General features: G+C 41.6%; 32 protein-coding genes. All 32 read right to left on the reverse strand.

The genetic code is table 11. The features are described 5' to 3' along the window. Positions 1 to 379: 379 nt before the first annotated feature. The 32 genes from D8872_RS07310 to tgt all read right to left on the reverse strand — a co-directional run bounded on the left by D8872_RS07310 (position 380) and on the right by tgt (position 18,481). Positions 380 to 1,651: a glutamate-cysteine ligase family protein gene (locus tag D8872_RS07310; RefSeq protein ID WP_125390480.1), complete on the reverse strand. Its 1,272-nt coding sequence runs from the start codon at positions 1,649 to 1,651 to the stop codon at positions 380 to 382. Between the two features lie 221 nt (positions 1,652 to 1,872). Continuing rightward, positions 1,873 to 2,259 carry a 50S ribosomal protein L17 gene (rplQ, locus tag D8872_RS07315; RefSeq protein WP_005591286.1) on the reverse strand — a complete coding sequence of 129 codons (387 nt, stop codon included), beginning with the start codon at positions 2,257 to 2,259 and terminating at the stop codon, positions 1,873 to 1,875. An 11-nt stretch (positions 2,260 to 2,270) separates the two neighbouring features. Next, on the reverse strand, positions 2,271 to 3,209 hold the full coding sequence (locus D8872_RS07320) for a DNA-directed RNA polymerase subunit alpha (RefSeq protein ID WP_005591287.1): 939 nt from the start codon (positions 3,207 to 3,209) through the stop codon (positions 2,271 to 2,273). Between the two features lie 45 nt (positions 3,210 to 3,254). Further along, the gene (rpsK, locus tag D8872_RS07325) at positions 3,255 to 3,638 is read right to left on the reverse strand and encodes a 30S ribosomal protein S11 (RefSeq protein ID WP_001118385.1); all 384 of its coding nucleotides are present in this window, start codon (positions 3,636 to 3,638) and stop codon (positions 3,255 to 3,257) included. Between the two features lie 17 nt (positions 3,639 to 3,655). Beyond that, complete coding sequence (rpsM, locus tag D8872_RS07330; RefSeq protein ID WP_005591288.1) at positions 3,656 to 4,021, reverse strand: 30S ribosomal protein S13; 366 nt, start codon at positions 4,019 to 4,021, stop codon at positions 3,656 to 3,658. A 17-nt stretch (positions 4,022 to 4,038) separates the two neighbouring features. After that, positions 4,039 to 4,155 carry a 50S ribosomal protein L36 gene (gene rpmJ / locus D8872_RS07335; protein WP_001808836.1) on the reverse strand — a complete coding sequence of 39 codons (117 nt, stop codon included), beginning with the start codon at positions 4,153 to 4,155 and terminating at the stop codon, positions 4,039 to 4,041. Positions 4,156 to 4,179: 24 nt separating this feature from the next. Continuing rightward, positions 4,180 to 4,398 carry a translation initiation factor IF-1 gene (gene infA, locus D8872_RS07340; RefSeq protein ID WP_001029883.1) on the reverse strand — a complete coding sequence of 73 codons (219 nt, stop codon included), beginning with the start codon at positions 4,396 to 4,398 and terminating at the stop codon, positions 4,180 to 4,182. A gap of 116 nt (positions 4,399 to 4,514) precedes the next feature. Further along, positions 4,515 to 5,153 carry an adenylate kinase gene (locus D8872_RS07345; RefSeq protein ID WP_125390481.1) on the reverse strand — a complete coding sequence of 213 codons (639 nt, stop codon included), beginning with the start codon at positions 5,151 to 5,153 and terminating at the stop codon, positions 4,515 to 4,517. A 95-nt stretch (positions 5,154 to 5,248) separates the two neighbouring features. Then, a complete protein-coding gene (gene secY, locus D8872_RS07350; RefSeq protein ID WP_005591290.1) occupies positions 5,249 to 6,559 on the reverse strand; it encodes a preprotein translocase subunit SecY in 1,311 nt (436 codons plus the stop codon). 12 nt (positions 6,560 to 6,571) lie between these two features. Further along, complete coding sequence (rplO, locus tag D8872_RS07355; RefSeq protein WP_045498220.1) at positions 6,572 to 7,012, reverse strand: 50S ribosomal protein L15; 441 nt, start codon at positions 7,010 to 7,012, stop codon at positions 6,572 to 6,574. A 152-nt stretch (positions 7,013 to 7,164) separates the two neighbouring features. Continuing rightward, positions 7,165 to 7,347 (reverse strand): 50S ribosomal protein L30, encoded by a 183-nt coding sequence (gene rpmD / locus D8872_RS07360; protein WP_002894509.1) that lies wholly within the window; start codon positions 7,345 to 7,347, stop codon positions 7,165 to 7,167. Positions 7,348 to 7,360: 13 nt separating this feature from the next. Next, a complete protein-coding gene (rpsE, locus tag D8872_RS07365) occupies positions 7,361 to 7,855 on the reverse strand; it encodes a 30S ribosomal protein S5 (protein WP_005591292.1) in 495 nt (164 codons plus the stop codon). An 18-nt stretch (positions 7,856 to 7,873) separates the two neighbouring features. Continuing rightward, the gene (rplR, locus tag D8872_RS07370) at positions 7,874 to 8,230 is read right to left on the reverse strand and encodes a 50S ribosomal protein L18 (protein ID WP_009659213.1); all 357 of its coding nucleotides are present in this window, start codon (positions 8,228 to 8,230) and stop codon (positions 7,874 to 7,876) included. Between the two features lie 85 nt (positions 8,231 to 8,315). Further along, positions 8,316 to 8,852, reverse strand: a complete 537-nt coding sequence (rplF, locus tag D8872_RS07375) for a 50S ribosomal protein L6 (protein WP_005591293.1) — start codon at positions 8,850 to 8,852, stop codon at positions 8,316 to 8,318. A 193-nt stretch (positions 8,853 to 9,045) separates the two neighbouring features. Continuing rightward, positions 9,046 to 9,444 (reverse strand): 30S ribosomal protein S8, encoded by a 399-nt coding sequence (gene rpsH, locus D8872_RS07380; RefSeq protein ID WP_002899666.1) that lies wholly within the window; start codon positions 9,442 to 9,444, stop codon positions 9,046 to 9,048. A gap of 180 nt (positions 9,445 to 9,624) precedes the next feature. After that, positions 9,625 to 9,810, reverse strand: a complete 186-nt coding sequence (locus tag D8872_RS07385) for a type Z 30S ribosomal protein S14 (protein WP_001085697.1) — start codon at positions 9,808 to 9,810, stop codon at positions 9,625 to 9,627. A 17-nt stretch (positions 9,811 to 9,827) separates the two neighbouring features. Further along, positions 9,828 to 10,370 carry a 50S ribosomal protein L5 gene (rplE, locus tag D8872_RS07390; RefSeq protein WP_005591294.1) on the reverse strand — a complete coding sequence of 181 codons (543 nt, stop codon included), beginning with the start codon at positions 10,368 to 10,370 and terminating at the stop codon, positions 9,828 to 9,830. A 23-nt stretch (positions 10,371 to 10,393) separates the two neighbouring features. Beyond that, positions 10,394 to 10,699: a 50S ribosomal protein L24 gene (gene rplX, locus D8872_RS07395; protein WP_005591295.1), complete on the reverse strand. Its 306-nt coding sequence runs from the start codon at positions 10,697 to 10,699 to the stop codon at positions 10,394 to 10,396. A gap of 78 nt (positions 10,700 to 10,777) precedes the next feature. Further along, positions 10,778 to 11,146 carry a 50S ribosomal protein L14 gene (gene rplN / locus D8872_RS07400; protein ID WP_002894494.1) on the reverse strand — a complete coding sequence of 123 codons (369 nt, stop codon included), beginning with the start codon at positions 11,144 to 11,146 and terminating at the stop codon, positions 10,778 to 10,780. Between the two features lie 25 nt (positions 11,147 to 11,171). Then, positions 11,172 to 11,432, reverse strand: coding sequence for a 30S ribosomal protein S17 (gene rpsQ / locus D8872_RS07405; RefSeq protein ID WP_002885836.1), 261 nt, complete (start codon positions 11,430 to 11,432; stop codon positions 11,172 to 11,174). A 27-nt stretch (positions 11,433 to 11,459) separates the two neighbouring features. Continuing rightward, positions 11,460 to 11,666 carry a 50S ribosomal protein L29 gene (rpmC, locus tag D8872_RS07410; protein ID WP_005591297.1) on the reverse strand — a complete coding sequence of 69 codons (207 nt, stop codon included), beginning with the start codon at positions 11,664 to 11,666 and terminating at the stop codon, positions 11,460 to 11,462. A 9-nt stretch (positions 11,667 to 11,675) separates the two neighbouring features. Beyond that, positions 11,676 to 12,089, reverse strand: coding sequence for a 50S ribosomal protein L16 (gene rplP / locus D8872_RS07415; protein WP_005591298.1), 414 nt, complete (start codon positions 12,087 to 12,089; stop codon positions 11,676 to 11,678). Positions 12,090 to 12,092: 3 nt separating this feature from the next. After that, positions 12,093 to 12,746 (reverse strand): 30S ribosomal protein S3, encoded by a 654-nt coding sequence (gene rpsC, locus D8872_RS07420; protein ID WP_005591299.1) that lies wholly within the window; start codon positions 12,744 to 12,746, stop codon positions 12,093 to 12,095. Between the two features lie 12 nt (positions 12,747 to 12,758). After that, positions 12,759 to 13,103 (reverse strand): 50S ribosomal protein L22, encoded by a 345-nt coding sequence (gene rplV / locus D8872_RS07425; RefSeq protein ID WP_005591300.1) that lies wholly within the window; start codon positions 13,101 to 13,103, stop codon positions 12,759 to 12,761. An 11-nt stretch (positions 13,104 to 13,114) separates the two neighbouring features. Beyond that, entirely contained in the window at positions 13,115 to 13,396 is a 282-nt protein-coding gene (rpsS, locus tag D8872_RS07430) for a 30S ribosomal protein S19 (protein ID WP_000533766.1), read from the reverse strand. Positions 13,397 to 13,483: 87 nt separating this feature from the next. Next, the gene (gene rplB / locus D8872_RS07435) at positions 13,484 to 14,317 is read right to left on the reverse strand and encodes a 50S ribosomal protein L2 (protein ID WP_002894482.1); all 834 of its coding nucleotides are present in this window, start codon (positions 14,315 to 14,317) and stop codon (positions 13,484 to 13,486) included. Between the two features lie 17 nt (positions 14,318 to 14,334). Further along, positions 14,335 to 14,634, reverse strand: coding sequence for a 50S ribosomal protein L23 (locus D8872_RS07440; RefSeq protein ID WP_005591301.1), 300 nt, complete (start codon positions 14,632 to 14,634; stop codon positions 14,335 to 14,337). Continuing rightward, complete coding sequence (gene rplD / locus D8872_RS07445) at positions 14,634 to 15,257, reverse strand: 50S ribosomal protein L4 (protein ID WP_005591302.1); 624 nt, start codon at positions 15,255 to 15,257, stop codon at positions 14,634 to 14,636. Before rplD ends, D8872_RS07440 begins: the two co-directional genes overlap by 1 nt. Before the next feature lie 24 nt (positions 15,258 to 15,281). Then, a complete protein-coding gene (gene rplC / locus D8872_RS07450) occupies positions 15,282 to 15,908 on the reverse strand; it encodes a 50S ribosomal protein L3 (protein WP_125390482.1) in 627 nt (208 codons plus the stop codon). 81 nt (positions 15,909 to 15,989) lie between these two features. Beyond that, positions 15,990 to 16,298, reverse strand: a complete 309-nt coding sequence (gene rpsJ / locus D8872_RS07455; protein ID WP_005591304.1) for a 30S ribosomal protein S10 — start codon at positions 16,296 to 16,298, stop codon at positions 15,990 to 15,992. A 376-nt stretch (positions 16,299 to 16,674) separates the two neighbouring features. After that, entirely contained in the window at positions 16,675 to 17,313 is a 639-nt protein-coding gene (locus D8872_RS07460) for a uridine kinase family protein (protein ID WP_125390483.1), read from the reverse strand. A 25-nt stretch (positions 17,314 to 17,338) separates the two neighbouring features. Then, complete coding sequence (tgt, locus tag D8872_RS07465) at positions 17,339 to 18,481, reverse strand: tRNA guanosine(34) transglycosylase Tgt (RefSeq protein ID WP_125390484.1); 1,143 nt, start codon at positions 18,479 to 18,481, stop codon at positions 17,339 to 17,341. Positions 18,482 to 18,532: the final 51 nt, after the last annotated feature.

Consider the following 18,532-nt stretch of genomic DNA (forward strand, 5'->3'; position numbering starts at 1 on the left):
ATATATTGTAGCGCCCTGCACATTGGTTCGTCTTGTTCAGTTTTCAAAGGTCTTTATCGCTCTCTCAAGCGACAACTATATCAGTATATCACCTATCCACTCCCTTGTCAACACTTTTTTTGAATTTTTTTATCTTTTTTACAAATTTATTTCCCACCACCATCAAAATCACTGATAAATCAATAACTAATAGGGAAAGGTAACATCTCCCTCTTACCTCTCCCTTATTCTCTATATCACCGTGCTGCTNAAGTCTATTAATGCTCTAGCTACAATTAAATTCATTCAAATATACTCAAACTAGTATAATACACAGTCCAATCAATCACATAAAGAAATTTACTTCAGCTTTCTATCTAGAGGTTAAAAAGAAATTACTTTATCTCTCATTCATAAGCGGTAACAAGTAGCACTCTTCCCCTTCTTTTCGTTTCTCCAGACCTTTAACAGCTAATTGAAGGAGATCAGCTGCAAATGATTGAATAGAGTCTTGCTCCGCTTGTGTTAACTCGATTTGCGAATACTTTCTGCGTAGCCTTTTATAGTTACGCCCCTCTAATTTGAAGAAATCACAATCTTTAAGATAAGCGGTCACTTCCTCAAGATTAGCCAACAATCCCAAATGAAAAGCTGCTGGTGCAAAGGTCCTATTGAGAGGCTGAGCACAAGTGCTCCTAAATTCGATCGTTCCCCGCGCTGTCAAATCTTGGTATTGATAGCTTCTGTGATTACAAAAATCATCTGCATGGGGGATTACTAGACTTTCCTTGCCACTTAAATTGTATCCCTTGATTTGCTCCTGCTTTAGATACTCTCCGGCTACGATAGGAGGAAAATAATAAGTGTCACCCTCTCGCTCAACATTGAAAATGGCTGTATGATTTAAATAATTGAAAAAATCTTCCTCATCTTTGAAATCATGGGGATTAACACCGACATTTTCTACTAACAGGCCATGCATCGATTCTTCCCAAAAACGATCTCTAGATATTTTAGTAAAGAAATCCTCTGTCATCAACTCTGAATTGGCAAAAAGATAAGCTTTGGCAGCCTCGATTTGATTAAAGGCGTTAATTACCTGTATGAAATTTGCCCGTGAAACATCTAACTGTACCTGGCTCCCACAGATATAGCTACCATAATCAGGATGGCGATGGAAGAAATCTCCTCCAATTTTCTCACTCAAAGCTAGATATTGCATTAACATTTGATAGCGGGGATATTTAACAGGACCATTATCATTCTCCTTCCAGAATGGATGTAAACCATGTCCCTGAAGCTCATGATGACTTTTGCGCAAAATCTTTTGAATGGTGTCTAGGTAATGATTAAAGCGTCTTTCGACTTCCTGAATCGTTTTCGCTTTTTCAAATGCAAATTCTAAAATATTGTAAGACACTTCAAAAAGTATCCGATCTTCGCTATCTGAAGCTTTTAACTGGATAGGATGGCCCTCTGAATCCCTTCTTTCTACGATAAAGCCATAGTCTGAATTTAGCCTTACTAACAGCTCCTTTGTTACACGAGTATCTGTCGCTCCTCCCTGAAGATTCACAATCGGAAATTCTAATTCAATCCCAATGTATAAGTCTGGATTCTCTTTTATATTTGCCAAATAACGTTCTTTCAAAATAGCAATCGAATCTTGCATTTCTTCTCCTTCCCTCACTAAATCCTTTTCTTTTTCCACTTAAAACTCAAAAACGCCTGCTTACGAAATTGTTTTTCACTAAAAGCAATTTCGTAAACAAGCGTCTACCCTTTCATCATGATGATGAGTGTTCCCGCTAGGAAAAATCCTAGCGGTAGACCAGAGCTAGACTAAGAGTATAAAAACTCCATCATCATAACACTCAACAAAATTGATAAAAATTATACTAATTCAATAATTGCCATTGGCGCAGCATCCCCACGGCGTGGTTCAGTCTTAAGAATACGAGTGTATCCACCATTGCGCTCAGCATAGCGAGGTGCCAATTCAGAGAATAATTTTTGAAGAGCTGTAGTTGTAGTGTACTTGTTAGTCTCTTCATTGTAGTTTTCTGATGCAATTTCGTTACGTACAAAAGCTGCTGCTTGACGACGAGCATGCAAGTCACCACGTTTACCAAGAGTAATCATTTTTTCAACTGTTTTACGGATTTCTTTAGCACGAGCTTCAGTTGTTACGATTGATTCATTGATAATCAAGTCAGTAGTCAAATCACGAAGCATTGCTTTACGTTGTGAGCTAGTGCGTCCTAGTTTACGGTAAGCCATGTATTCCTCCTTTATTTATCATTTCTTAACCCAAGACCAAGGTCAGCAAGTTTAACTTTAACTTCTTCAAGACTCTTGCGGCCCAAGTTACGAACTTTCATCATTTCAGGCTCAGATTTTTCTGTCAAATCAAAGACAGTATTAATTCCTGCACGTTTCAGACAGTTATATGAACGAACTGATAGATCCAATTCTTCAATTGTACGTTCCAAAATGCGATCATCTGAAGATTTCTCTGCTTCCTTCATCACATCAGTTGAAATAGCAACTTCTGTTAAATCTGTAAAGAGGTTCAGATGCTCTGTCAGGATACGAGCTGATAGTCCCAAAGCGTCTTCGGGAATAATTGTTCCATTCGTTAAAATTTCAAGGGTAAGTTTATCAAAACCATCGTTGCTACCAACACGAGCTGGCTCAACCTGGTAATTTACTTTTGTCACAGGCGTATAGATAGAATCTACCGCAAGTGTGCCTACTGGTGCATCATCTTTTTTATTTTCGTCAGCTGGTACATATCCACGACCGCTATTCACAGCCATTTTCGCTTTGAAGCGAGCACCTTCACTGATTGTAAAGAGATAATGATCAGGGTTTACAATTTCGATATCACTGTCTGTCAAAATGTCTCCAGCAGTTACTTCTGCAGGACCTTCAACATCCAATTCAATCATCTTTTCGTCTTGGACGTAAGATTTTACAGCAATCCCCTTGATGTTCAGAATGATCTGCATAACATCTTCACGGACCCCAGAAATCGTATCAAATTCGTGCAATACTCCTTCAATGTTGATAGAAGTCACTGCTGCACCTGGAAGTGAGGCGAGAAGTACACGACGAAGCGAATTTCCAAGTGTTGTACCGTAACCGCGTTCTAGCGGCTCAACTACAAACTTGCCATAATTTTTATTTTCATCAATTTTTGTTATATTTGGTTTTTCAAACTCAATCATTTAGTTAACTCCCTCTTAAACGAAAAGCAGTGTAATTGTTTATGATTATACACGGCGACGTTTTGGAGGACGAGCACCATTGTGTGGCACAGGAGTCACATCACGAATAGCAGTTACTTCCAGACCAGCTGCAGCAAGTGCACGAATAGCTGACTCACGACCAGAACCTGGACCTTTAACTGTAACTTCAACTGATTTAAGACCGTGTTCTTGTGCAGACTTAGCAGCTGCTTCGGATGCCATTTGGGCAGCAAATGGTGTAGATTTACGAGAACCTTTGAAACCAAGAGCACCAGCAGATGACCAAGCAATCGCATTACCATGCACATCAGTAATCATAACAATAGTGTTATTAAATGTAGCGTGAATATGTGCAATACCAGATTCGATATTTTTCTTCACACGACGTTTACGTGTTGGTTTAGCCAAGACTTTTACCTCCTATATTATTTTTTCTTACCTGCAATCGCAACGGCTTTACCTTTACGAGTACGAGCATTGTTTTTAGTGTTTTGTCCACGGACAGGAAGTCCACGACGGTGACGGATACCACGGTATGAACCGATTTCCATCAAACGTTTGATGTTAAGGTTTACTTCACGACGAAGGTCACCTTCAACCTTGATTGCATCCACTTCGCGACGGATAGCGTCTTCTTGATCTGATGTCAAATCTTTGACACGGATATCTTCTGAGATTCCAGCCGCAGCCAAAATTTTCTTAGAAGTTGGAAGTCCGATACCATACACGTAAGTAAGTGAAACGACTACACGTTTGTCATTTGGAATGTCAACTCCAGCAATACGAGCCATGTTTTCTCCTTTCTATCTTATCCTTGACGTTGTTTGTGTTTTGGATTTGCTGGGCAAATTACCATAACACGGCCATTACGACGAATAACTTTACAGTATTCGCAAATTGGTTTGACCGATGGTCTTACTTTCATTTCTTATCCCTCCAAGTTTTTCGATTATTTAAAGCGGTAAGTGATCCGTCCACGTGTCAAATCATAAGGACTCATCTCGACAGTAACACGATCTCCCGCTAAAATACGAATATAGTTTTTACGAATTTTACCAGAAACTGTTGCTAAAATCTGATGTCCATTTTCAAGTTCAACCGTAAACATTGCGTTCGGCATCGTATCAACTACTTTGCCTTCGACTTCAATCACATCGTCTTTTGCCACGCAAAAGCACCTCCCTAAATTTCGATAGATTCCTCTGAGCACAGAGGTAACAATTATAAGTCAGACTAACTCATTGTATCACTACTTGTCAAATATTGCAAGCGGGAAAAACGCTTTTATTTTAAATTTGACAAGACTTTTTCGATATCTGAGAAGACTGCCTCAATCTCTTGATTGCCCTGAATGTCGTGAACGAGTCCTTTAGCGCGGTAATGATCAATAATTGGTTGGCCTTGAGCGATATTAACATCCAAACGACGTTTTACTGTTTCAGGTTTGTCGTCTTCACGTTGATAGTAATCTTCTTCTTTGTAATCCACTGGTGGGTTGAAAACTTTGTGGAAGGTTTCCCCTGTTTCGCGGTGAATAATCCGTCCGCTCAAACGTTCTAACAAACTATCTGGATTAACTTCGATATTGATAACTGCATCAAGTTGGATGCCCAGATCCGCAAGGATTTGATCCAAAGCATGGGCTTGATCAATTGTCCGTGGATAACCATCCAACAAGAAACCAGTTTCTTTAATATCATCCTGTGCCAAGCGCTCTTTCACGATTCCGTTCGTCACTTCATCTGGCACCAACTCGCCTTTAGAAATGTAGGATTTCGCTAAAACACCCATTTCTGTTTCATTGGCCATAGCAGCACGGAACATATCCCCAGTTGAAATATGTGCCACGTGGAATTGTTCCACAATTTTGGCTGCTTGTGTTCCCTTGCCTGCACCTGGCAAGCCCATAATCAAAAGATTCATGTTTTGTCTCCTTTTTTGTTTTTAAAGCAATCTATTAAAACACTTAATAAACTTTTTTAAAAACAAAATAGAAGGTTGACTAAGTCAACCTATTTCTATTCTGTTGTAGTATCCATAAATCCGACATACTTACGCTTCAGAAGGTAGCCTTCCAACTGTTTCATCCCTTCAATACCAGTCGAAATGATGATAAGAAGACTAGTTCCTCCAAGAGCAACTGCATCGGTCAGACCGAAAAGATCTTTGGCTAGGATCGGAATGATTGTGATAATTCCTAGGAATAGTGAGCCAACTGTCGCCAAACGGCGAAGCAATTTAGACATATATTCTTCCGTTCCCTTACCTGGACGAACACCTGGGATATAGGCTCCACTCTTTTGTAAATTCTCTGCCGTCTTTTCAGGATTAATTTGTACAAATGTATAAAAGAAAGTAAAGAGAATAATCAAGAGAGCATAGGTAAACATACCACTGATGGTTGTAGTCGCCAGAAGCGCCTGCGCCGTCCGAACCCATGATGCGTTATAGCCCATAGCACTTACAAATTGGAAGATAGCTGCTGGAGCAGCTGTAATCGAACTTGCAAAGATAACTGGGATAACACCAGCAGGATTTACTTTTAACGGTAGGTAGGAACTTGAAGGGGCACCTTGAGCAATCTTCGTATATTGAATTGGAATTTTGTACTCAGCTTGTTGCACAAAGGTTGTGAAATAGATAATCACCAAAACTGCAACAATTAAAATCCCAACGAAAATCAAAGACGAATTGAGTCGATCGCTCGGGATATTAACAAAGTAATCTTCATAGATTCCTTTGATCATACCAGGAATACCAGATACAATCCCTGCAAAGATAATCATGGATACACCATTACCATAACCCTTATCTGTGATTTGCTCTCCTAACCAGGTCACAATAACTGAACCTGTCGTGAGGAGGGCACCAATCAAAAGATAGGTTTGCCAATTTGGATTCGCTACTAGTTTAGTTCTTGACAAAGTCGCAAATCCAGCTGTAATCCCGATGGATTGGACAAAGGCCAATACCAGGGAAATATAGCGAGTTGCTTGATTAAGCTTTCTCCGTCCTACTTCCCCTTGCTTGCCCCACTCTACAAATTTTGGAAGCAAATCCATTTGCAAGAGCTGAACCACGATTGAAGCCGTGATATAGGGACTAACTCCAAGGGCAAAAACAGAGAAGTTACGCATGGCATTCCCAGAAACCAAACTAAGCATGTTTAAGAAAGGTAAATCGCTTAAACTGTTCAATGCTTTCGCATTAATTCCTGGAACGGTTATAGTTGTACCAATACGGAAAACTAAGATGATGAACAGTGTGAACAAAATCTTAGACCGTACTTGTTTTATTTTAAGTGCGTCTTTTAATAGCTTGAAAAACATAGGTCACCTCTCTTAGATGACTTCGACTGAACCACCTTTAGCAGTGATAGCTTCTTCAGCTGATTTAGAGAATTTAGCTGCTTTAACAGTCAACTTCTTAGTCAATTCTCCGTTACCAAGAATCTTAACACCAGATTTTTCAGCTTTTACAATACCTGCTTCGATGAGAACAACTGGAGTTACTTCCGCACCATCTTCAAAGACATTTAATTGGTCAAGGTTAACAATCGCGTATTCTTTACGGTTTACATTCAAGAAACCACGTTTTGGTACACGACGGAACAATGGAGTTTGTCCACCTTCAAAACCAAGACGAACACCGCCACCGCTACGTGCTTTTTGACCTTTTTGACCGCGACCAGAAGTTTTTCCGTTACCTGATGAAGTACCGCGACCAACACGGTTGCGAACTTTACGTGAACCTGCAGCAGGTTGTAATTCATGAAGTTTCATTAATTTTTTCTCCTCTTTTGTAAAATGCTAGCGCTCGTACCAGAGAAAAGGTGTCTCTGATACAAACTCGCCTATACATATATTTAGTTTTAGGGGCTGAGAAAATTCTCAAATCCCCTAATGTATCTTAATAAAAGTTTTTCAGCTAAGGCTTACTTAACTTCTTCAACAGTTACCAAGTGAGATACAGCAGTGATCATACCGCGTACCGCTGGATTGTCTTCTTTGATAACTGAGCTGTTCAATTTGCCAAGTCCAAGTGCTACAACAGTTTTACGTTGTGACGGGATGCGTCCGATTGGAGACTTAGTCAAAGTAATTTTAATTTGAGCCATGAGTTCCCCTTTCTTAAGCCAAGTCAGAAACTGAAATACCACGAAGGGCAGCAACTTCTTCAGCGCGTTTCAATTGTTTCAAGCCTTCAACAGTTGCGCGAACGATGTTGATTGGAGTGTTTGAACCAAGTGATTTAGATGTAACATCTGCCACACCTGCCAATTCGATGACGGCACGAACAGCACCACCAGCAGCAACTCCAGAACCTTCAACAGCTGGCTTAAGCAATACTTTCGCTCCACCAAATTCTGAAAGAACTTCGTGAGGAATAGTTGTACCAACCATTGGAACTTCGATCAAGTTTTTCTTCGCATCTTCAACTGCTTTACGGATAGCTTCTGGTACTTCTTGAGCTTTACCAGTACCGAAACCAACACGACCATTGCGGTCACCAACTACTACAAGAGCTGCAAAACGAAGACGACGTCCACCTTTAACAACTTTAGTAACACGGTTGACTGCAACTAAGCGTTCTTCAAGTTCAACTGCATTGTCTTTAAATGCCATTTTCTAGTGTCCTCCCTATTAGAATTTCAATCCGTTTTCACGAGCTGCATCAGCCAAAGCTTTTACACGTCCGTGATAGAGATATCCACCGCGGTCAAACACCACTTCAGAAATACCTTTAGCAACTGCACGTTCTGCAACGAGTTTACCTACAACAACGGCTTGTTCAGTTTTAGTTCCTTTTGAAACTTCTTTGTCAAGAGTTGAAGCGCTTGCGAGCGTTACACCCGCTACGTCATCAATTACTTGAGCGTAGATGCCTGTATTAGAACGGAATACGTTCAAACGTGGGCGATCAGCAGTTCCAGAGAGTTTTCCGCGAACGCGACGGTGGCGTTTTTGGCGGATTTTATTTTTATCTGGTTTCGTAATCACAATTTTCACCTCTTATTTTTATTGACGTGCCTTAGCACAAAATCGGAAAATAAATTGGCTGGCTGAAAAGATCAGCCAATCAATATTATTTACCAGTTTTACCTTCTTTGCGGCGAACGAATTCACCAACGTAACGGATACCTTTACCTTTATATGGTTCTGGTGCACGAAGGCTACGTACATAAGCAGCTGTTTGTCCAACTGCTTCTTTTGAAATTCCGCTAACAACGATTGTTGTTGGGTTTGGAAGTTCAAAAGTAATTCCTTCTGGAGCTTCAACTTCGTCTGGGTGAGATTTACCAACAGCCAAGACAAGTTTTGAGCCTTGAAGTTGTGCACGGTAACCAACCCCACGCATTTCAAGTTCTTTCTTGAATCCTTCTGATACTCCAACAACCATGTTGTTCAAAAGGGCACGAGTAGTTCCGTGGATTGTTTTCATTTCTTTTGAATCGTTTGGACGGTGAAGAGTTACTTCAGTTCCTTCCACACGGATTTCAATATCTTTTGAGAACTCACGAGTCAGTTCTCCTTTAGGTCCTTTTACAGTTACAACGTTGTCATTGTTAGTGATTTCAACACCAGCAGGCAACACGATAACTTTATTACCAATACGTGACATGTTTATTTTCTCCTGTTAAATTGTCAGGCCGCAAGCGACCAGTTTTCACGGGGCTAAAGATACTTATTGTGTTCAATAGCTAAATTGAACACGCTCTAAGAACTGTGCAAAATAGATAAGTTGTCTGGTTTGTAAACAAACTGCTCCAACTTCCTAATTTTGCTTTGTTCTTTACGAGCTTTGTATCTTGATTTTACCAAACGTAAGCGATAACTTCTCCACCAACGTTCTTTTGGCGTGCTTCTTTATCAGTCAGCAAACCTTCAGATGTTGAAAGGATAGCAATTCCAAGTCCGTTCAAGACTTTTGGAAGATCTTCGCGTTTCTTGTAAACACGTAGACCTGGTTTTGAAACACGTTTCAAACCAGTGATAACTTTTTCACCATTTTGTCCGTATTTAAGGAAGACACGGATGATGCCTTGTTTGTCATCTTCGATGATTTCAACGTTTTTTACAAAACCTTCACGCTTCAGGATTTCAGCAATCCCTTTTTTGATGTTTGATGCAGGTACTTCAAGTACTTCGTGGTTCGCTTGATTAGCGTTACGGATACGAGTCAAAAAGTCTGCAATTGGGTCAGTCATAACCATTTTATATTTCTCCTCTTACTAGTAGTTTGCAAGCTGCACTTGCTAGTTAATGATTGAGCTAGGCTCAGAATAAGTTTCTAGGCTTCAAGTCCTTAGTGAGTCTAGGCATCGGCTTGTAGGCATAACTTAAGTTATGCAAAAGCCGATAACGAAGAATCGTGACGGAATTGGAAGCTAGAATTACCAAGATGCTTTGGTAACGCCAGGGATTTGTCCTTTGTATGCTAATTCACGGAAGCAAACACGGCAAAGTTTAAACTTGCGGTAAACTGAATGTGGACGGCCACATTTTTCACAACGAGTATAAGCTTGCGTAGAGAACTTCGCTGGGCGTTTGTTCTTAGCAATCATTGATTTTTTAGCCATTTGTTTTACCTCCTATATTATTTTGCAAAAGGCATTCCAAGGCCTGTAAGCAATGCACGTGACTCTTCGTCAGTGTTAGCAGTTGTTACGATAACGATATCAAGACCGCGAGTCTTATCAACGTCATCAAAGTTGATTTCTGGGAAGATCAATTGTTCTTTCACACCAAGTGTGTAGTTGCCGCGTCCATCAAATGATTTTGTTGGAACACCATGGAAGTCACGCACACGTGGAAGTGATACAGTAACCAATTTATCCAAGAACTCATACATACGTTCGCCACGAAGGGTTACTTTAGCACCGATCGCTACACCTTCACGAAGACGGAAGCCGGCGATTGATTTTTTAGCTTTAGTGATAAGTGGTTTTTGACCTGAGATAAGAGCCAATTCTTCAGCAGCTTTTTCAAGGTTTTTAGCGTTTGATACAGCGTCACCGACACCCATGTTCAAAACGATTTTATCCACTTTTGGCACAGCCATAACAGATGAGTAGTTGAACTTTTCAGTCAAAGCAGGTACCACTTCATTAAGATATTTTTCTTTTAAACGATTTGCCATTATACTTCTCCTTTCCTTCGTGATTAGTCAAGCACTTCGCCTGATTTTTTGTTATAACGAACTTTTTTGCCGTCTACAAACTTGTAACCAACGCGTCCTGCAACACCATTTTTGTCAAGAACTTGAACGTTTGACGCATGGATTGGTGCTTCTTTTTCTACGATAGCACCTTGAGGGTTTTCGCTATTTGGTTTTTGGTGCTTCTTAACAAGGTTAACACCTTCAACAACTACTTTGTTTACTTTTGGAAGAGCTGCAACAACAAGTGCTTCAACACCCTTGTCCTTACCAGCAATTACGCGAACTTTGTCGCCTTTTTTTACAAACATTATTAGGTTTCTCCTTTAATTTCTTACGCCCATGAGGGCACCCTGGAAAACTTCCAGGGGACTTGTTTGATTTTTAGATTAAAGTACTTCTGGAGCCAATGATACGATCTTCATGAAGCCACCGTCACGCAATTCGCGAGCAACTGGGCCGAAGATACGAGTTCCGCGAGGAGTTTTGTCTTCACGGATGATGACTGCAGCGTTTTCGTCGAATTTGATGTATGAACCATCTTTACGACGAGCACCTGATTTAGTACGAACGATAACCGCTTTTACAACGTCACCTTTTTTAACCGCACCACCAGGAGTAGCTTGTTTTACAGATGCAACGATGACATCACCGATGTTGGCGAACTTACGTCCTGAACCACCAAGAACTTTGATTGTCAGGATTTCGCGAGCACCGCTGTTGTCAGCAACTTTCAAACGAGTTTCTGTTTGAATCATTTAAGTTTTCTCCTTTCTGGTTTGATTAGATGATAACCGCTTCTTCAACAACTTCTACAAGACGGAAGCGTTTTGTAGCTGAAAGCGGACGAGTTTCCATGATACGAACGATATCGCCTTCTTTGGCAACATTGTTTTCATCATGTGCTTTGTACTTCTTAGAGTAGTTAATACGCTTACCATAGACTGGGTGGTTACGTTTTGTTTCAACTACAACTGTGATTGTCTTATCCATCTTGTCAGAAACGACGCGTCCGACGAGGGTTTTACGTTGATTACGTTCCATTTTAGAATTTCTCCTTTCCCAAGTCTATTATTTAACTTCTGATTGAACAGTTTTGATACGTGCGATTTGTTTTTTCACTTCTTTCAAACGCGCTGTCTGCTCCAATTGACCAGTAGCGGCTTGGAAACGAAGGTCAAACAATTCTTTCTTCAATTCATTTTCACGCTTCGCGAGTTCTTCTTGAGAAAGACCACGAAGTTCTTTAACAAAATCTTGAATTTCTTTAAGTTTCATGCTTTCTCCTTATTCTGCTTCACGCTTTACGAATTTACATTTAACTGGCAATTTGTGGCTTGCAAGACGAAGAGCTTCACGAGCGATTTCTTCTGATACGCCAGCGATTTCAAACATCACTTTACCACGTTTAACTGGTGCTACCCAACCTTCTGGAGCCCCTTTACCAGATCCCATCCGTACACCGATTGCTTTTGCAGTGTATGATTTGTGTGGGAAGATTTTGATCCAAACTTTACCACCACGTTTCATGTAACGAGTCATAGCGATACGGGCAGCTTCGATTTGACGGTTAGTGATCCAGTGGCTAGTAGTTGCTTGAAGACCATATTCTCCAAAAGTTACTTCTTTACCACCTTTAGCTTCACCACGCATTTTTCCGCGGAATTCGCGACGGTGTTTAACACGTTTAGGTACTAACATTGGTTATTTACCTCCTTTAGTGTTTTTACGAGCTGGAAGAACTTCACCACGGTAGATCCATACTTTAACACCAAGTTTACCGTAAGTAGTATCAGCTTCTTCCCAAGCGTAATCAATATCCGCACGAAGGGTGTGAAGTGGAACAGTTCCTTCAGAGTATCCTTCGCTACGAGCGATATCTGCACCGTTCAAACGACCTGATACTTGAGTTTTGATTCCTTTAGCTCCTGCACGCATTGCACGTTGGATTGCTTGTTTTTGAGCACGACGGAAAGCAACACGTTGCTCCAATTGACGAGCAATTCCTTCACCAACAAGGTGAGCATCCAAATCTGGAGATTTGATCTCGATGATGTTGATGTGTACTTGTTTTCCAGTTAATTTGTTGAGTTTTGCACGAAGTGCATCAACGTTAGCTCCACCTTTACCGATAACCATACCTGGTTTAGCAGTGTGAAGTGAAACGTTAACTTTGTTTACTGCGCGCTCGATTTCAATAGTTGAAACAGCTGCGTCAGCCAATTCTTTTTGAACGAATTTACGGATTGCAAGATCTTCATGAAGGTAATCCGCGTATTCTTTTTCAGCATACCATTTGGCATCCCAATCACGGATGATGCCGACACGCATACCAATTGGATGTACTTTTTGACCCACGATGTTACCTCCTTATTTTTCTGCAACAACCACAGTGATGTGGCTTGTGCGTTTGTTGATTGGTGAAGCTGAACCTTTAGCGCGTGGACGGAAACGTTTCATAGTTGGTCCTTCGTTTGCGAAAGCTTCAGATACTACCAAGTTAGCTTTTTCCAAACCAAAGTTGTTTTCAGCATTAGCGATTGCAGAGATCAATACTTTTTCGATGATGCCAGCAGCTTTGTTTGGAGTGAATTTCAAGATTGCGATTGCGTCAGCGACGTTTTTACCACGGATATTGTCAAGAACTAGACGAGTTTTACGAGGTGAAACACGCACTGTACGAGCCATTGCTTTAGCTGAAGTAATTTCTGCCATTTATGTTCTCCTTATTTTCTACGTGTTTTCTTGTCGTCTGCAGCGTGACCTTTGTAAGTACGAGTTGGTGCAAATTCACCAAGTTTGTGACCTACCATGTCTTCTTGGATGTAAACAGGTACGTGTTTACGTCCGTCATAGACTGCGATTGTGTAACCGATGAAACTTGGGAAAATCGTTGAACGACGTGACCAAGTTTTGATAACTTTTTTCTTTTCGTCGTTAGCTTGAGCTTCAACTTTTTTCATCAAATGCTCATCGACGAAAGGTCCTTTTTTAAGACTGCGTCCCATTTTTATGTTTTCTCCTTTAAAATAAGTTACCACAGCGGCCTGCGCTGCTAGGCAGCGCTACCGAGCTGGCGGATAGATTGTTTTAGATTATTTCTCGTTGCGACGACGAACGATAAGTTTGTCAGATTTCGCTTTCTTATTACGAGTTTTAAGACCAAGAGCAGGTTTGCCCCATGGAGTAGATGGCGCTTTACGACCAACTGGTGCTTTACCTTCACCACCACCGTGTGGGTGATCGTTAGGGTTCATTACAGAACCGCGAACTGTTGGGCGGATACCTTTCCAACGGCTACGTCCTGCTTTACCAAGGTTTACAAGTCCATGTTGTTCGTTTCCGACAACACCAACTGTAGCGCGGCAAGTACCAAGAATCATACGAACTTCGCCTGATTGAAGACGAACAAGAGTGTATTTACCTTCTTGACCCAATACTTGAGCAGAAGCTCCAGCAGCACGGACCAATTCACCACCACGACCTGGTTTCAACTCAATGTTGTGAACCAAAGTACCAACTGGGATGTTAGCAAGTGGAAGTGCGTTACCGACTTTGATATCTGCTTCAGGACCTGAAACGATACGTTGACCTACTTCAAGACCTTTAGGAGCGATGATGTATGCCTTCACACCGTCAGTATAGTGAACCAAAGCGATGTTTGCTGAACGGTTTGGATCGTACTCGATAGTTTTAACTACTGCTTCAACAGCATCTTTGTTACGTTTGAAGTCAATCAAACGGTAGTGACGTTTGTGACCGCCACCTTGGTGACGAACAGTGATGCGTCCGTTGTTGTTACGACCAGCTTTGCTCTTAAGAGAAACGAGCAAAGATTTTTCTGGAGTGCTAGTAGTGATTTCAGCGAAATCCAAAGAAGTCATATTACGGCGACCGTTTGTTGTTGGTTTATAAACACGAATTCCCACGATATTTCCTCCTTAGATTATTCTGCTTCAGCAGCTCCGAACAACTCGATTGCTTTAGAATCTGCTGTCAGAGTGATGATAGCTTTTTTAGTTTTGTTAGTAAAACCAGTGTAACGTCCAACGCGTTTTGCTTTAGGTTTTACGTTGATAGTGTTGACATTAGCAACTTTAACTCCTTCAAAAGCAGCTTCAACAGCTTGCTTGATCAAAAGTTTGTGAGCGCGAGTGTCTACTTCAAATACGTATTTGCCTGCTTCAAGCTGAGCCATTGAGCTTTCAGTGATGACAGGCTTTTTGATAACGTCATACAAATTCATTATGCAAGAACCTCCTCAATTTTAGAGATAGCTGCTTGAGTAACAAGAAGTTTGTCGCTGTTTGCGATGTCAAGAACACTTGCTGTTGTTGCTGTTGCAACTTTAACATTTGGAAGGTTACGTGCTGAAAGTGCAGCAAATTCATTTCCTTCTTCAAGAATAACAAGTACTTTTGTGTCAATGCTCAATGCTGCAAGCACTTTTGCAAACTCAGCAGTTTTTGGAGCTGTAAATGAAAGGCTGTCTACAGCTACGAATTTGTTTTCAGCAACTTTTTCAGAGTAAACTGATTTCAATGCCAATCTACGAACTTTTTGTGGAAGTTTGTAGGCATATGAACGAGGAGTTGGACCGAAGACGATACCACCACCACGCCATTGTGGAGAGCGGATAGAACCTTGACGAGCACGTCCAGTTCCTTTTTGACGCCATGGTTTACGTCCGCCGCCTGATACTGCAGAACGGTTTTTAACAGCGTGAGTTCCTTGACGGAGGCTAGCGCGTTGGCTGATGATCACGTCGAAGACAACTGATTCATTTGGTTCGATACCAAAGATTGCGTCGTTAAGAACCACTTCACCAGCTTCTTTACCAGTTTGGTCAAATAATTTTACGTTTGCCATTGTGACTGATTTCCCCTTTCTTTATTATTTACCAGCTTTAACTGCTGATTTGATAGTGATAAGAGATTTCTTAGCACCAGGTACGTTTCCTTTGATCAAGATAACGTTTTTCTCTGGAACAACTTGAACGATTTCAAGGTTTTGAATCGTTACACGGTTGCCACCCATACGTCCAGCCAAGTGTTTGTTTTTGAAAACACGGTTTGGCGCAACTGGTCCCATTGAACCAGGACGACGGTGGTAACGTGAACCGTGAGCCATTGGACCGCGAGATTGGCCGTGGCGTTTGATTACACCTTGGAAACCTTTACCTTTTGAAGTTCCTGTTACATCAACAACATCACCAGCTTCGAATGTATCAACTGTGATTTCCGCACCAACTTCCAAGTCTTCAATGTTTTTGAATTCACGAATGAAGCGCTTAGGAGCCGTGTTAGCTTTCGCTACATGTCCTTTAGCAGGTTTGTTGCTCAATACATCACGAAGGTCATCAAAACCAACTTGAACTGCGTTGTAACCGTCTGTTTCAACTGTTTTCACTTGAAGAACAACGTTTGGAGTTGCTTCAACAACAGTTACAGGGATTAATTCGCCAGCTTCAGTGAAGATTTGAGTCATTCCCACTTTTTTCCCTAAGATTCCTTTTGTCATGAGAAAATGTTTCCTTTTCTATAATTTTTTTCAAAAAGTTTTTAACGAGCGTTTTTCATGCTCAAGATACCAAGCTTTAAATTAAAGTTTGATTTCTACGTTCACACCACTTGGAAGGTCCAACTTCATCAAAGCGTCAACTGTTTTTTGAGTTGGGTTGATGATGTCGATCAAGCGTTTGTGAGTACGCATTTCAAATTGTTCGCGAGAATCTTTGTATTTGTGAGTCGCACGAATGATTGTGTAGAGGCTACGTTCAGTTGGAAGTGGGATTGGACCCGCAACTTCAGCACCTGTACGTGCAGCAGTTTCTACGATTTTTGCAGCCGCTGTGTCAAGTGTACGATGTTCGTAAGCTTTCAAACGGATGCGGATTTTTTTGTTTGCCATCTTTTTCTCCTTTTTTCGTCTATTTAAGATAATAGGCTAGCTCCACAAGAAAACCGACAGGTGATTGCGTGGCAATGCAACCGAGCGTGTCGCAACCTCTTGCATCAAAGCTACACGCTGTTTTTTACAGCACCATAGTATCTTAACACAAAGAACCAAGCATTGCAAGGGATTTGAGTAAGTTTTTTAGAGATTTTTAGGATAATTTTTTATGAAAGTGTTTTCTAAGTGACTTATAAATCTTGTAATCATCTATATAGAAGAAAATTTAGATTATTCTACCTATTCGTTTGAGTTTTTGCTCAAAAAATAAAAATGCTCACTGACGCATGTCAGTGAGATTAAAAATGAAAAATTTGCTTTTAGCTACTTTGTTTTATAACAAAGGGCTGTCCCTTTCAATACGAAAGTCGTTTCCTGACTGGCATATGACAAGGTCGGCAGCTGCTAGATAAGGCTGATAAAAGTGCTGATATTGCTCTCGCCGTGCTAAATGCGTCTGCTCTATCCACTCTGGCCTGCGTTCTCGTACAGCCACATCTCTTGCCAAGCGGCGTTCTAACTCGGTCTGATCGTCCGTGTAAAAGCAAATCGACAAATCAAACAAACTTTCAGGCAAAAAGGCAGCCGACATACCTTCTACTATTAAAATCGGCTTTCGGGCTGATAAGCGCAAGCTAGGCGACCAAGCTGTGCCAATGGTCAGAATATCCAGACCAGACTGCAAGGCGCAAATATCTCGCTCCAGGCTCCCAAGTTCATGAACGGCTGGGATACAAGCCGTTACTTTTTGATGAGGAAAATCCTTAGAACTGAGCAAATCTCGATACTCCCCAGTAATTACATAAGGATCTGTTTCCAGAAGATTGGTTGGTTCCTCACCCAAGGTTAGCTGAAGTTTTCGAGCAAAAGTTGACTTACCTGAAGCTCCGTGACCAAAAATCCTCAGAGTGTGCTTTTGACCATCCGAAAGATAGTCTACCAAGCTTTCCAACAATTTTCCTTCATCAGACATACTTCTTCCTTTCTAATGAGGACTCTTAGAAATTTCTCTTGGAGCGGTTGTAGCCGTAGCGCTCAACAAAGTCTTCTCGGAATTCCAACAGATTATCATCCATAATAGCTTGGCGGACCTTCTTCATGAGATTTACCAAGAAGTAGAGGTTGTGATAGCTGGTCAAGCGGAGACCAAAGGTTTCATCAGCCTTGAGCAGGTGGCGGATATAAGCCCGCGTGTAGTTTGTACAAGTGTAGCAATCACAGTCGTGATCCAGTGGCGTGAAATCTTCCTCAAACTGGGCATTTTTAACAACCAGACGTCCCTCGCTGGTCATGCAGGTGCCGTTTCGGGCAATCCGAGTCGGCAGGACGCAGTCAAACATATCGACCCCACGGATAACACCGTCAATCAAGCTATCTGGCGCCCCAACTCCCATAAGATAGCGGGGCTTATTTTCAGGCAGTAGAGGCGTTGTGAAGTCCAGCACCGCATTCATCTCCTCATGAGACTCACCAACAGCCAGTCCTCCGATAGAGTAGCCTGGGAAATCCATGCTGACCAAATCTTGAGCAGACTGGCGGCGCAAATCTTCAAATCCAGCACCCTGTACAATCCCAAAGAGACCTTGGTCGTGTGGCCGAGTGTGGGCCTTGAGTCCACGCTCCGCCCAACGGCTGGTCCGCTCAATGGACTTCTTGACATAGTCATAAGGCTGGTAGAACTGCGGGCACTCATCAAAGGACATCATGATGTCGCTACCTAAGTTGTTCTGGATAGAGATAGCCTTTTCTGGCGAAAGGAACATCTTGGAACCATTAAGGTGGTTCTTAAAAGTCACTCCTTCTTCTGTGATGTTGCGACTATCCGCTAGAGAATAAACCTGAAAGCCACCACTATCGGTCAGAATAGGCTGGTCCCAGTTCATGAACTTGTGTAGGCCACCTGCACGGGCAATCAGCTCATCACCCGGCCGCAACCAGAGGTGATACGTATTGGACAAGATGATACCAGAACCCATTTGCTTGAGCTCTTCTGGTGACTGGGTCTTGACCGTCGCCTGAGTGCCGACCGGCATAAACATAGGCGTTGGAAAGGTGCCATGCGGGGTGATGATTTCTCCTAGACGAGCACCTGTGTGCTTTTCTTTTTTGATCAAACGATACTGAATCGGTGAATCTGACATGTTTCCTCCTGCTGGGAAAGACAGTCCCAGCTATTTTCTTCTATAAAACAA

This window comes from Streptococcus cristatus (assembly GCF_003943815.1).
In the GTDB taxonomy this organism is placed as follows: domain Bacteria; phylum Bacillota; class Bacilli; order Lactobacillales; family Streptococcaceae; genus Streptococcus; species Streptococcus cristatus_F.

Coding starts and splice junctions, on each gene's coding strand:
- D8872_RS07310 (WP_125390480.1), bottom strand. CDS start 1,651: ATGCAAGATTCGATTGCTATTTTGAAAGAACGTTATTTGGCAAATATA.
- rplQ (WP_005591286.1), bottom strand. CDS start 2,259: ATGGCTTACCGTAAACTAGGACGCACTAGCTCACAACGTAAAGCAATG.
- D8872_RS07320 (WP_005591287.1), bottom strand. CDS start 3,209: ATGATTGAGTTTGAAAAACCAAATATAACAAAAATTGATGAAAATAAA.
- rpsM (WP_005591288.1), bottom strand. CDS start 4,021: ATGGCTCGTATTGCTGGAGTTGACATTCCAAATGACAAACGTGTAGTC.
- rpmJ (WP_001808836.1), bottom strand. CDS start 4,155: ATGAAAGTAAGACCATCGGTCAAACCAATTTGCGAATACTGTAAAGTT.
- D8872_RS07345 (WP_125390481.1), bottom strand. CDS start 5,153: ATGAATCTTTTGATTATGGGCTTGCCAGGTGCAGGCAAGGGAACACAA.
- secY (WP_005591290.1), bottom strand. CDS start 6,559: ATGTTTTTCAAGCTATTAAAAGACGCACTTAAAATAAAACAAGTACGG.
- rplO (WP_045498220.1), bottom strand. CDS start 7,012: ATGAAACTTCATGAATTACAACCTGCTGCAGGTTCACGTAAAGTTCGC.
- rpmD (WP_002894509.1), bottom strand. CDS start 7,347: ATGGCTCAAATTAAAATTACTTTGACTAAGTCTCCAATCGGACGCATC.
- rpsE (WP_005591292.1), bottom strand. CDS start 7,855: ATGGCATTTAAAGACAATGCAGTTGAACTTGAAGAACGCTTAGTTGCA.
- rplF (WP_005591293.1), bottom strand. CDS start 8,852: ATGTCACGTATTGGTAATAAAGTTATCGTGTTGCCTGCTGGTGTTGAA.
- rpsH (WP_002899666.1), bottom strand. CDS start 9,444: ATGGTTATGACTGACCCAATTGCAGACTTTTTGACTCGTATCCGTAAC.
- D8872_RS07385 (WP_001085697.1), bottom strand. CDS start 9,810: ATGGCTAAAAAATCAATGATTGCTAAGAACAAACGCCCAGCGAAGTTC.
- rplE (WP_005591294.1), bottom strand. CDS start 10,370: ATGGCAAATCGTTTAAAAGAAAAATATCTTAATGAAGTGGTACCTGCT.
- rplX (WP_005591295.1), bottom strand. CDS start 10,699: ATGTTTGTAAAAAAAGGCGACAAAGTTCGCGTAATTGCTGGTAAGGAC.
- rplN (WP_002894494.1), bottom strand. CDS start 11,146: ATGATTCAAACAGAAACTCGTTTGAAAGTTGCTGACAACAGCGGTGCT.
- rpsQ (WP_002885836.1), bottom strand. CDS start 11,432: ATGGAACGTAATCAACGTAAAACCCTCGTCGGACGCGTCGTTTCTGAC.
- rpmC (WP_005591297.1), bottom strand. CDS start 11,666: ATGAAACTTAAAGAAATTCAAGATTTTGTTAAAGAACTTCGTGGTCTT.
- rplP (WP_005591298.1), bottom strand. CDS start 12,089: ATGTTAGTACCTAAACGTGTTAAACACCGTCGCGAATTCCGCGGAAAA.
- rplV (WP_005591300.1), bottom strand. CDS start 13,103: ATGGCAGAAATTACTTCAGCTAAAGCAATGGCTCGTACAGTGCGTGTT.
- rpsS (WP_000533766.1), bottom strand. CDS start 13,396: ATGGGACGCAGTCTTAAAAAAGGACCTTTCGTCGATGAGCATTTGATG.
- D8872_RS07440 (WP_005591301.1), bottom strand. CDS start 14,634: ATGAATTTGTATGACGTTATCAAAAAGCCTGTCATCACTGAAAGCTCA.
- rplD (WP_005591302.1), bottom strand. CDS start 15,257: ATGGCAAACGTAAAATTATTTGACCAAACTGGTAAAGAAGCTGGTGAA.
- rplC (WP_125390482.1), bottom strand. CDS start 15,908: ATGACAAAAGGAATCTTAGGGAAAAAAGTGGGAATGACTCAAATCTTC.
- rpsJ (WP_005591304.1), bottom strand. CDS start 16,298: ATGGCAAACAAAAAAATCCGCATCCGTTTGAAAGCTTACGAACATCGT.
- D8872_RS07460 (WP_125390483.1), bottom strand. CDS start 17,313: ATGTCTGATGAAGGAAAATTGTTGGAAAGCTTGGTAGACTATCTTTCG.
- tgt (WP_125390484.1), bottom strand. CDS start 18,481: ATGTCAGATTCACCGATTCAGTATCGTTTGATCAAAAAAGAAAAGCAC.